Source organism: Streptomyces sp. NPDC048825, assembly GCF_043198355.1.
GTDB classification, from domain to species: Bacteria; Actinomycetota; Actinomycetes; order Streptomycetales; family Streptomycetaceae; genus Streptomyces; species Streptomyces xiangluensis.
The window spans coordinates 196695-208613 of record NZ_JBICUR010000013.1 but is presented as its reverse complement, the minus strand read 5'-3'; the positions used below and the strand labels follow the sequence as shown (position 1 = coordinate 208613).

Genomic DNA, 11919 nt, shown 5'->3' with positions numbered 1-11919 from the left:
CTCATGGACGTGCAGGGACTGGTCCCCGGCAGGCCCCCACGGGAGTGGGAGGCCTGCCGGGAAGCGGGTTTGGGGACGCCAGTGATGCCAGTGGTGCAACTGGCGCCTGGGGATCAGGAGGTGACGGAGAATCCGCTGAAGACGGCTTCGATGTTCTCGCCGGGGTAGTTGGCGTTGGCCGCGCTGGCGACCATCCCGGCGTCACCGGTGCCGGTGGCCGACGGCACCTGGGCGGTGCCGACCTGCGACCAGGTCTCGCCGTCCTTGCTGGCGTACGCGGTGTAGGTGGCGCCGTCCCGGGTCAGCTTGAGATGGGCCGGGTGGTAGGTGGAGCCACCGCCCGCCCAGGTGTCGAGCTTCCCGTCGCCGTCGCTGTCGGTCATGAACTCGAGGCCGTAACTCTCGGTCATGACCAGCACCGCGTAACCGCCCTTTTCCGGCGCCGTCAGGTCGTTGGCAAGGGCGACGCCGGCCTTGCCGACCGGTGAGGCGCTGTCCTGGGAGACCAACTGGGCCTGCACGGTGGCCTTCTCCCCGGCGGCGTCGTCGCGGTAGATGACGCCCTTCTCGTCCTTCCAGCCGGACAGATCCTGGCCGCCGGCCCAGATGGCGAACTGGTCGCCGCCCTGGGCGTATTGGGCGCCCCCGGAGGTCGTGTCAGCCGTCAGGTACGGCTCCTGCACGCTGCCCGGGGCGGCCTTCACCTGCGCCGGCACGGTGTCGGACACCTTCTGCGAGCCGTTTTGACCGGTGTAGGTGACGGTGCCGGTGAGGTCGTGACTGCCCCATCGGGCGTCGTCGGCCGGGGTCACCGTCCAGGTGGTGGTGAGTGTGGCTCCGTTCTTGAGGGACTGCGCGGTGGTCGGACCGGCCGCCTTGGCGGTCCAGCCGTCGGGCAGGTCCAGTGCCGCCGTGGCGTTCTTGAGGGTCCGGGTGCCCCAGTTGGTCACCTCGGTGGTCACCTCGAACGGCTTACCGGCGTCGGTGGAGGGGGCGTCCGGGGTGATCAGGACGGAGGCCGCCGGTGCGTCGTCGCGCTTGAGCGCCTTGACGGCCTTGGCGGCACCCTGGGCCTTGAGGTTGACGAAGGCCGGGGTGACGCCGAGCGGCGCCGCGTACCCCTTGAGGGTCTTGGGACCGCGGATCACGGTGCCCTGGTTCACGTCGTACCAGGTGCCGGAGGGCAGGTAGACGCTCCGGGTGGAGCCGGTGCTCAGCTTGGGCGCGGCCAGCACGGCCGGACCGAGCATCCACTGGTCGGTGACCGTGTAACTCGGCTTGTCCTTCGGGAAGTCGAAGAACAAGGGCCGCATGATCGGATCGCCGGTCTTCAGGGTGCTCTGCACCTGGTCCCAGATGTAGGGGGCGAGCTTCTCGTGGGTCTCGATCGCCTCCCGGTAGAGGTCGACCGTCTCCTGGTCGTAGTCCACCTTCTGCCCGGTGGTGGTGTCGTTGGTGTCCACCGGGGATGTCGAGGCGTACATCAGCGGCATCAGCGAGGCGGATTGCGCCCACCGCACCAGTACGTCCTTCGTCGGTGCCGGCTGGCCGCCGGAGCCGCCGATCATGTCGGACTCGACGAACGGGTAGCCGATGGTGGAGATGGCCAGGTTCTGCGTGGCGGAGGCGCGCAGGGAGTCCCAGCCGGTGCCCTTGTCGACCTGGCGGGTGACGAAGCCCGCCTCATGGGCCGTCTTGTTCCAGTGCACCCGGATGCCCGCGCCCTGGAGGTCGAACTCGTCGGCGAGTTCCGTGCCGAGCTTCTGGTAGTCCGTGGCCTGGTGTCCCTCGCGCGGTGCGCACTTCTCGTCGAAGAAGCGGGTGTCGAACTTCAGCCCGTCGATGTCGTACTTGTCCATCAGGGTCTTGAGGTTGCCCTCGTACCAGGCCTTGGCGTCGGGGTTCGCCAGGTCGATGATCCCGGCCTGGCCGTTCCACCAGGTCACTTCACACGGCTTGCTCGTGTCCTTGGCGTCCATGAGCAGATAGCCCTTGTCGACCGCGTACTGGTAGTTGTCGGAGTCCAGGTTGATCCACAGGGTGACCCAGATACCGAAGTCGAACCCCATGTCGTGGATCTTGTCGGACAGGCCCTTGGGATCAGGGAAGGTCTTGGGATCCCAGGTCAGATTGCCGTAGTTCGACTCCCACTTGTCGTCGAGCTGGATGGTGTGCCCGTCCAGACCGTTGTCGGAGAGGTCGGTGGCGTAGTCGAGCAGTTTCTCCTGGTCGATCTTGGTGTAGAACTGCGCCCAGGAATTCCACAGCGGCTTGGCGTACTGCTCGTACGGGGCGTCGCTCTTGGTCGGCTTGCCGACGATGCCGACGTAGTCGCGGTAGACCTCCAGCGGGGTCGACTCGACGAACACGGTGGCCTTGTAGGTGTCCGATGACTCGACCGTGAAGCGGCCGAGGCCGTCCTTGCCCTTGTTGATTGCCACGTCCATGACATCCCCGGTGTCGACGCGAAGGCCGGCCGCCGTGGAGGTGTACCAGAACGGGTCGATCATGTTGTACGACGCCGGGCCGAAGGCCTTGTGGTCGACCTCGCCGGCATCGAGCGGCCACGGCTGGTTGACACCGGGGCCGCCCTGCGGGGTCTCCGCCTCGCCGTGGCCATACCAGTGGCCGGCCGACGACAGGTCGTAGGCGAGGCCCAGTTGGTCGGGGCTGCCGCCCTCGACGTCCCAGCTCAGGTCGTAGCGGTCGGCTTCGGGTGTGAGCCGGGCCTCGATGGTGGCGCCGTCGAGGGTGGTGTCGGTGGTGAGGGTGAGGACGCCGCTCCGCCAAGTCCAGTCGGTGACCGCGGTGGCGTGCTGCCACTTGTCGTCGGAGCGGAACCGGAGTCCTCCGGTGTCGCCGCCCGCGGTGCCGAGCACGGTTTTTCCGGCGCGTTCGGTGGTGAGGGCGAGTTCGTCGGTGGCGATGTCGACGGTGTAGCCGGGCGCCTTTCCGGCGCCCGGCACGGACAGGGTGAGGCCGTCCGCGCTCTCGGTCACCTTCGGCTGAGCTGCGGCCTCTGCCCGGGCTGCGGTGTCTGCCCGGGCCGGTGTGGTGAGGGGTTCGGCGACGGGCGGGATGAGCGTCAGGGCCAGCGCGGCGGCCACAAGTGTGCCGAGGCTGCGCGGTCTGAGCGGTTGGGTGCGCACTCACGTCCTCCTGCGGGGCGGGGCATGGCGTGATGGAGCAGCACTGCAAGATCATGCGTATTTCTGTTCATGTTCTGGCGATAAACGTCAGCTGTCAACACTCACCTCCATGATTTATCAGCAGCACCACTGGCCACTGTCGGCCCTGGTGACGGTTTGTTTCCCGGGTCCGCGCCCTGCCTCGGGAGGCCGCGGACCCTGGGAAATCGGCTGTAAATTCCATGTGAACCGCGCCCGATTCGGGCGGTTCCGATTCCTGTACGCGGGTTTGGTGGCCGACGGCGGCGGCCAAGGGCTGCCGAGGCCCGGCCGGGGTCAGGCCAGGATCACCGAGCGGGTCAGATGGCGGGGGTTGTCCGGGTCGAGCCCGCGCGCCCCGCCGAGGGCCGCGGCCAGCCGTTGCACCACGATGAGGTCGGCCACCGGGTCACGCCCGAGGGCGACCAACTGGCCGCCGGTGCGCGCGATTTCCTCCGGCAGGCCGCCGGGAACGGCCGCCGGATCGCCGAACCACCAGGCCACCCTGCCCGGTCCGGTGATGCTGATCGGCCCGTGCCGGTACTCCATCACCGGGTACGCCTCCGTCCATGCGCCCGCCGCCTCGCGCATCTTCAGGGCCGCTTCCTGGGCGATCCCGTACGCCCAGCCCCGCCCGAGGAAGGTGAACTGCTCGGCGCCCAGGAGCTCTTCGGGCAGTGGCTCGACCAGCGCCGAGGCGGCCTGCGCCTCCAGATGGCCGAGGTCCTCACCGAGCAGGGCGCGCAACAGCACCAGTTCGGTGGTGGCGAACCGGGTCTGCACCACCGACGTCTCGTCGGCGAAGTCGAGCACGACGGCTGCGTCGGCGATGTCCATGACCGGGGTCGCCGGGTCCGCGGTGACCGCGACGGTGGGCGTCCGGCCGCGGAGCCGGCCGAGCAGTTCCAGCACCTCAGAGGTGGTGCCGGACCGGGTCAGCGCGACCACCCGGTCGTAGGCCCGGCCGGCCGGCATCTCGGAGGCCGGAAAGGCGTCCGTCTCCCCGTGGCCCCCGGATTCCCGGAGCACCGCATAGGCGTGGGCCATGAACCAGGAGGTGCCGCAGCCCACGACGGCGACCCGCTCACCGGGCCTGGGCATGGCCGCGTACGCGGGGTCGTCCGGCCGCCGTGCCAGTTCGGTGGCGCGGCGCCAGCACTCGGGCTGGGTGGCGATCTCGATCTCGGTCCGACTCATGAAGGGGCTCCCGTCTCAGTGCTCATGGGGCCGCGGCACAACCGAGTGGTAACCGTCAGCCCTTGACATCATGCGCGATTTGTTGGGCATGATGGACGTTGATGCTTGATCTTAGCCACTTCCAAGCAGAAACAATCACTTGGTTGCAGTGAAGGTGGGTACCCCGTGAAACGGCACCTCGTAGGTATCGCAGCAGGTGTGGCCCTCGCCCTGGTCCTCACCGGATGCGGCAAGGGAGGTTCGTCCGGCGGCGGCGACGCCGACGGAAAGACGATCAGATTCGTGGCCGCGAAGTACGACGATGACACCCAGCCCTACTGGGAGAACCTCATCAAGGACTTCGAGGCCGAGAACCCCGGCTACCAGGTCGAGTTGGAGGTCGTCGACTGGGAGCAGATCGACTCCAAGGTCAAGACGTACACCCAGACCGGGCAGCAGCCCGACGTCCTCAACTACAACAAGTTCTCCGACTTCGCGCGCGACGACCTGATCTACCAGGCCAAGGACGTCGTGTCGCCCAGGGTGCTCGACGACTTCCTGCCGCTCTTCGCCGACCAGGCGCAGTACGAAGGCGTCCAGTACGGCCTGCCGTTCATCTCCAGCGCGCGGCTCTTCTTCTACAACAAGGACATCTTCGACAAGGCCGGGATCTCCAAGCCGCCGTCAAGCTGGGCCGAGGTCGAGGACGCCGCCGAGAAGGTGAAGAAGGCCGGGGACATCCCGCTGGGCCTGCCGCTCGGCGCGGAGGAGGCCCAGGCCGAGTTCTACATCTGGGCGATGAACAACGGCGGCGGCTGGACCGACAAGTCGGGACAGTGGGCCGTCGACCAGCGGGCCAACGTGGAGACGCTGGACTTCCTGCGGAAGCTCACCAAGGCCGGGCTGACCCAGCCCAACCCCGAGGCCACCAACCGCAAGGACGTCTTCAACCAGTTCGCCCAGGGGAAGATCGGCATGATCAACGGCGCCGTCTTCATGCGCAAGGGCTTCATCGACACGGTCGACAAGAACCTGAACTACGGCGTCGCGCCCCTGCCCAGCAAGGACGGTACGACGCACAACACGCTCGGCGTCCAGGACTATCTGGTGGCCTTCAAGAAGGACGAGGACAAGAACCGCGAGGCCGTCAACAAGTTCCTCGACTTCTTCTACCAGAAGAAGAACGCCTCGAAGTTCCTGTCCACCGAGGGGTTCCTCTCGGTCACCAAGTCGGCCGGTGATGCGCTGAGTTCGGACTCCGCCTACTACAAACCGTTCGTCGACGCGCTGTCGGACGCGCGGTTCGCACCCACCGACAACCCGAACTGGGCGACCGTCGAGGGCGCCGTGAAGCAGCGCATCGGTACCGGCGTATCGAGTGCCGAGCCCGAAAAGGTCCTCAGTGAAATCCAGAAGACCGCTGAGAAGGACGGCTGACGGGGTGGCCGTACAGAACGTCACCGCACACTCCGTCGGGGCGAAGAAGGACCGGACCCCCGCGGCACCGGAACGCGGCTCCCCCCGCCCTGGGCCCGCGCGCCGTCTGCGGGCGCTGGAACCGCTGCTGTGGCTCGGCCCCGCACTCGTACTGATCCTGGCCGTGGTCGTCTGGCCCGTCGTCGAGATGGTCCGCACCTCCCTGATGGACATCAGCTCCACCGGACTGACCCAGGGCTTCGCGGGCGGCGCCAACTACACCGAGCTGTTCGCCGAGCCGGACCTGCCGGGCGTGGTACTGCGCACCCTGATCTGGGTGGTGGGCGTGGTGACGGTCACCATCACCGTCTCCCTGGGCCTGGCACAGTTGCTCAACGCCCGTTTCCCGGGGCGTCGGCTGGTCCGCTGGGCGCTGATCGTGCCTTGGGCGGCGTCGGTGCTGATGACGGCGCTCACCTGGCGCTGGATGCTCAACAACGTCTACGGCGTCGTCAATCGCGTACTGATGGACGTCGGAATCCTGGACAAGCCGGTGAACTGGCTCGCCGACCCCGTCCAGGCGTTCGTCTGGATGATGGCCGCGGCGGTCTTCGTCTCCCTGCCGTTCACCGCGTTCGTCATCCTCTCCGGGCTGGGAACCATCCCGGCCGAGGTCTACGAGGCGGCCCGCCTCGACGGCGCAGGACCGGTCCGCACCTATCTCGGCATCACACTCCCGCTGCTGCGCCCGTCCCTGCTGGTTGCCGCGATCATCAACGTCATCAATGTGTTCAATTCGTTCCCGGTCATCTGGGCGATGACCCGAGGCGGCCCCGGCTTCTCCACCGACACGACCACCACCTATATGTACAAACTCGCGTTCGACAATCAGGACGTCGGCGAGTCGGCCGCCATGGCCGTGGTGAACTTCGCGCTGATCCTCCTGGTGGTGCTGGTGTATCTGCGCGTCGTCCGCCGCCGAGAGGAGACCGGCTGATGTCCGCCGCCACGGCCGAAACAGCACCCACAGCCGAAACCGCGGCCGGAACCGCGGCCAAAGGCGCAGCGACACAAGCCCGGAGGCGGCGCCCGCCCCGGCTGCGCACCGTATTGCTGACCGCGGTGGGCTGGCTGGTCGCCCTGACGTTCCTCGCGCCGTACCTTCAGATGCTGCTCACGGCCCTGAAGCCGACGCCGGAACTGATGAAGTCACCGCCGTCCTATCTGCCGTCACAGTGGGAGTGGTCCAACTTCGCCGACGTCTGGTCGCTGAAGGATCCGCCCGTCAGCGACGCGCTCTGGTTCTCGCTGTACGTCGCCGGGATGTCCACGCTCCTCGCACTGGCCGTGGGCCTGCCCGCCGCGTACTACACCGCCCGCAACCGGTTCCGCGGGCGCGGCGCCTTCCTGCTGCTGGTGCTGGTCACCCAGATGTTCGCGCCGACCGCGCTGCTGGTGGGCATCTACCGGGAGATGGTCAGTCTCGATCTGACCGACACCGCGGAGGGGCTGATCCTGGTCAACGCGGCGTTCAACCTGCCGTTCTGCATCTGGATCCTCAACGCGTACTTCGCAAGCATCCCCAAGGAGCTGGAGGAGGCGGCGTACATGGACGGGGCGGGACGGCTGGGCGCGCTGGCCCGGGTCACCCTGCCGCTGGCGCTGCCGGGAGTGGTGACCGCGCTCGTCTACACGTTCATCGGAGCCTGGAACGAGTACGTCGTCGCGCTCACCATCACCTCGTCCGGCGACCGGACGACGCTGACCAAGGCCATCCCGGGATTCGTCACGGCGTACCAGGAGCAGTGGCAGTACCTCTTCGCCACCTCGCTGATCGCGATCGTGCCGGTCGTCGTCCTGTTCATCTTCGTGGAGCGCTATCTGATCAGCGGTCTGACGGCCGGCGGCATCAAGTGATCCGCCGGGCAGGCCCATGGGGCAGGGTCGGGGCCGGGGACGGGGTCAGGACTCCGACCCCGGCCCAGAACTCGGCCGGGACTCGGGCCTCGACCCGGGCCTCGGCCGGGACTCGGGCCTCGGCCGGGACTCGGGCCCCGGCCGGGACTCGGGCCCCGGGCCCGGTCGCACGCCCGCCGGCCCCGGCCCGGGACATGCGAAGACCCTCAGGCCCGGACGATCTCCACGCCCGCCGCGGCAAACGGCTCGGTCAGCTCGGGGCGCGCCGCCTTGTCGGTCACCAGCACATGGACATCCTCCACCGGGCAGATCCGGGCGAAGGCCCGTCGGCCCAGCTTGGACGAGTCCGCGACCACGATCACCTGTTCGGCGCGGAGGGCCAACGCCCGGTTGATGCCGGCCTCGCCCTCGTCCTGGGCAGTGGCCCCGTGCCTGACATCGATCGCGTCGACGCCGATGAAGACTTGATCGAGCGTGATCTGTGCGAGCACCTCGGTGGCCAGCGGCCCGGTGAGTTCGTACGATGCCGGGCGTGCCACACCCCCGGTGACGACGAGCTTCACATGGCGGCGTACGACCAGCTCGTTGGCGATGTTCAGCGCGTTGGTGACGACCGTCAGCGAGGGACCGGCGCCCTCCGTGCTCAGCTCGGGCCTGACGGCCAGCGCCCGGGCCACCGCGGTGGTCGTGGTGCCGCCGTTCAGACCCACCACGGCACCCGCCTTCACCAGGCCCGCCGCCGCGTCGGCGATCCGCTCCTTCTCCGGAGCGTTGCGCGCGGCCTTGTAGCGGAGCGGCAGGTCGTACGCGATCGCGTTGATCACGGCGCCACCGTGCGTGCGGGTGACCATCTGCTGGCGCGCCAGCTCGTCCAGATCACGCCGGATCGTGGCGGCGGAGACCCGCAGTTCGTCCGCGGCGGCGTCGACCTCGATCCGCCCGTCGCGCGTCAGCATCTCCAGCAACGCGCTCCATCTGGCCTGCGGTGCCGCCATGCGTTGTCCCCTGTTCGTGGTGTGCGGGCCCAGTGAAGGCTGATGCCTGTTTGAGCATTTTATCTCGCCAAAACAAGCGAATTCGTGCACGGCTTCTCAGCCCAGGAAAGGCCACTACTACCCCATGCCCCTGATCTCCACCGCCGAACTCGTCCGCTCCGCCCGCACCGACGGCCGCGGCGTCGGCGCGTTCAATGTGATCACACTCGAGCACGCCGAGGCGATCGTCGCGGGCGCCGAGGCTGCCGGAGCACCGGTCATCTGCCAGATCAGCGAAAACGCGGTCCGCTTCCACGGGGGCTCCCTCGGCCCCCTCGCCTCCGCCACGGCCGCCGTGGCGGAGGCCGCCCGCGTCCCGGTCGGCCTGCATCTGGACCACGTCACCGACGAGGCGCTGCTGCGCCGCGCCGGCGACTTCGGCTTCGGCTCGGCGATGTACGACGCCTCGGCGCTGCCGCACGACGAGAACGTCGCCGCCACCCGCGCCGCGGCCGACTGGGCCCACACCCAGGGTCTGTGGCTGGAGGCCGAACTCGGCGAGATCGGCGGCAAGGACGGCGTACACGCCCCCGGAGTCCGTACCGATCCCGACGAAGCGCGCGCTTTCGTGGCCGCCACCGGCGTCGACGCACTCGCCGTCGCGGTCGGCAGCTCCCACGCGATGACGACCAGAACCGCGAAACTCGACCACGAACTCATCGCCCGGCTCGCGCACGCCGTCCCGGCCCCGCTGGTCCTGCACGGTTCGACCGGCGTACCCGACGACGAACTCCGCCGAGCGGCCATGGGCGGCATGACGAAGATCAACATAGGTACGGCGCTGAACATCGCCTTCACCAAGGCGATTCGCGACTTCATCGCCGAGGACACGCACACCGTCGACCCACGGGCCTACCTGGCGACTGCCCGCACCCGCATGGCCGAGGCAGTGGAACACCTGCTGCGGGTCCTCGGCTGATGGTGGCCCACTGACAGCGGTGGCCGATGGAGCCGAAGGAGCCCGTCACGGAGAAGTACCCGCCGGGTGCTCCTTCTCCACCGCGATGGGCGGCGGGTCTCAGCCTTGTGCCGCGGTGAGTTCCTCGCGCAGAAGTGCGGCCGGCTCGGCGGTCCGGGGCAGAAAGAGGGAGGGTGTGGTGTCCAGCCGCAGCCCCGCTGGGCGCGCTGCGACATGGCCTCCTGGGCACACAGCAACGCCCACCGGAAGTGGGAGGCCCGCGCGAGACCGAAGCGGCGTCTGCACGGCACGCCGTCTCCGAGGTCGGAGCTGTCTCCCTCCGAGATCGTCGGTCTTGAAGGGGCCGTCCACGAGTTGGCCGCCGGCTACCCGAACGCAGCCCGGATGATCTGTGGGAGTCGGCCATGGAACGCCGCCGACAAGCCCACAACGCGCGGTACCGGCCCTCCAAGTCGGCGCAGGCCGGTCCAGTGACTCAAGGCACAGGCTCTGGCCGCACACGTTTGCCGACGCTTAAGGTGTGGCGCCGCACTCGGCGGATCCCTCTCCTGAGGGAGGGTGGGAATGAGGCTCATGGATGCGGACCACGCGCGGCTGGTAGTCGCGGCGCAGGCCGGTGACGATCGGGCGCGCGAGGAGCTGATCGCCGCCTACCTGCCGTTGCTCTACAACATCGTCGGGCGAGCGCTGAGCGGACATGCCGACGTCGACGACGTCGTCCAGGAAACCCTGCTGCGCGTGGTGCGCGACCTGCCTGCCCTGCGTGCCCCGGAGAGCTTCCGGTCCTGGCTGGTGTCGATCACGCTCCGCCAGATCAGTAACCACTGGCACCGGCAACGCGCCTTCGCCGGCCGGACAACGGTCATCGACGAGGCACGCCAGATACCGGACCCCGGCGCCGTACCTGAGGACATGACGATCCTGCGTCTGCATGTGTCGGACGAGCGCCGTCAGGTTGTCGAAGCCCGCCGGTGGCTCGACCCGGACCATCGGGTGCTGCTGTCGCTGTGGTGGCAGGAATGCGCCGGCTCTCTGAGCCGTGACGACATCGCCGCCGCGACGGGGCTCACGGTCGCCCACGTCGGAGTGAGCCTGCAACGCATGCGCGAGCAGCTGGAACTGAGCCGGACGATCGTCGCCGCGCTGGAGGCCGACCCGCGCTGTCCGCAGTTGGACGAGACCGTCGTCGGCTGGGACGGTCTCCGTACATCGGTGTGGCGCAAGCGGATCGCGCGGCACACCCGCGGCTGCCCGGTCTGCACGGCGACGACGACAGAACGGGTTCCGGCCGAACAACTGCTCCTCAGCCTCGCGCCGCTGGCCGTCCCGGCCGGGCTCATCGCCGCGCTGGCCGCCAAGGGCCTGCTGTCGGGTACGGCCGCGAGCGCCGCCGGGCTGGCCACGGCACACGTCGCCGTCGGCACGGCGGCAGCGTCGGCGGGAGGCAGTCTCAGTCTGCACGGCTCGCTGATCGGCAAACTCTACGCGGTGACCGCCCATCCGCTGGTGGGCCTCACCACCGGCGCGGTGCTCATCACCGGGACCGCCACCTACGTGACCTGGCCCGAACCGGCGCATCGGGGGCCCGGCGTCACCGCCGCTCCCACGGTCGGCCATCCCACGCCGATCCCGTCGCGCACCACCACGTCGGCCGGACCGTCCCCGGTGAGTCCGTCCGCCGTCGCGGGCATTGTTCCGCTGGGCGCACAGTCGCTGGAGTCCGTGGACAAGCCCGCCCTGTACCTCACGTATGCCGGCGACTTCGCGACGCTCGGCCGGGTCTCCGCGTCCGGCAGCGCGAAGACACGGCAGCGGGTCACCTTCACGGTTGTCCGGGGGCTGGCCGACACACGGTGCGTCACCTTCCGCGCCGCCGACGGCCGCTATCTGCGCCATCGTGACCTGCGGCTACAGATGACCGCCAACGACGGCAGCGAACTGTTCCGTGAAGACGCCACCTTCTGCCCGCGCCCGGGGGCGGTCACCGGATCGGTGACCCTGCACGCGCACAACTATCCCGGATCGGTCATCCGCCACCGCGACGGTGGCATCTGGCTGGATGGCTCCGACGGCACGAGGGCCTTCGCCGGCCAGGCTTCCTTCATCATGCGCAGGGCCTGGGCTTGAGAACCGCTCCTTGAGCATGGTGGACCGAGTCGCGCAGTGACAGCTGGTGATCCCGCACCACGCCGTTCTCAACCCGGCGGTGAGCCGAGTGCTGCGCCGAAGCCGGCTTCGATCCGCATTCATCGACGGCTGCCTCGCCGACACCGGCCTGAAGGCTGATCAC

8 protein-coding genes are annotated in these 11919 nt (G+C 68.8%); 5 read left to right on the top strand and 3 right to left on the bottom strand.

Annotated features, from left to right (window positions below; translation table 11 throughout):
- Positions 1-113: 113 nt before the first annotated feature.
- Both ACGFNK_RS29575 and ACGFNK_RS29570 read right to left on the bottom strand, forming a co-directional pair.
- Complete coding sequence (locus tag ACGFNK_RS29575; protein ID WP_393420729.1) at positions 114-3149, bottom strand: TIM-barrel domain-containing protein; 3036 nt, start codon at positions 3147-3149, stop codon at positions 114-116.
- A 315-nt stretch (positions 3150-3464) separates the two neighbouring features.
- Positions 3465-4364, bottom strand: a complete 900-nt coding sequence (locus ACGFNK_RS29570) for an SIS domain-containing protein (protein ID WP_386347402.1) — start codon at positions 4362-4364, stop codon at positions 3465-3467.
- Between the two features lie 165 nt (positions 4365-4529).
- On the opposite strand from ACGFNK_RS29570, the gene ACGFNK_RS29565 reads away from it, so the two are divergent.
- Genes ACGFNK_RS29565 through ACGFNK_RS29555 form a run of 3 tightly spaced genes read left to right on the top strand, consistent with a single transcriptional unit; the run spans position 4530 to position 7676 of the window.
- Entirely contained in the window at positions 4530-5780 is a 1251-nt protein-coding gene (locus ACGFNK_RS29565) for an extracellular solute-binding protein (RefSeq protein WP_393420727.1), read from the top strand.
- A gap of 4 nt (positions 5781-5784) precedes the next feature.
- Entirely contained in the window at positions 5785-6756 is a 972-nt protein-coding gene (locus tag ACGFNK_RS29560) for a carbohydrate ABC transporter permease (protein WP_393420725.1), read from the top strand.
- Positions 6756-7676, top strand: coding sequence for a carbohydrate ABC transporter permease (locus ACGFNK_RS29555; RefSeq protein WP_393420723.1), 921 nt, complete (start codon positions 6756-6758; stop codon positions 7674-7676). The genes ACGFNK_RS29560 and ACGFNK_RS29555 overlap by 1 nt, the downstream gene beginning before the upstream one ends.
- A gap of 206 nt (positions 7677-7882) precedes the next feature.
- Here ACGFNK_RS29555 and ACGFNK_RS29550 read toward each other — a convergent pair whose 3' ends face one another.
- Positions 7883-8671: a DeoR/GlpR family DNA-binding transcription regulator gene (locus ACGFNK_RS29550; protein WP_393420721.1), complete on the bottom strand. Its 789-nt coding sequence runs from the start codon at positions 8669-8671 to the stop codon at positions 7883-7885.
- Positions 8672-8795: 124 nt separating this feature from the next.
- On the opposite strand from ACGFNK_RS29550, the gene ACGFNK_RS29545 reads away from it, so the two are divergent.
- Complete coding sequence (locus tag ACGFNK_RS29545) at positions 8796-9629, top strand: ketose-bisphosphate aldolase (protein ID WP_393420719.1); 834 nt, start codon at positions 8796-8798, stop codon at positions 9627-9629.
- Between the two features lie 564 nt (positions 9630-10193).
- A complete protein-coding gene (locus tag ACGFNK_RS29540) occupies positions 10194-11756 on the top strand; it encodes a sigma-70 family RNA polymerase sigma factor (protein WP_393420717.1) in 1563 nt (520 codons plus the stop codon).
- The last annotated feature ends 163 nt before the right edge of the window (positions 11757-11919 follow it).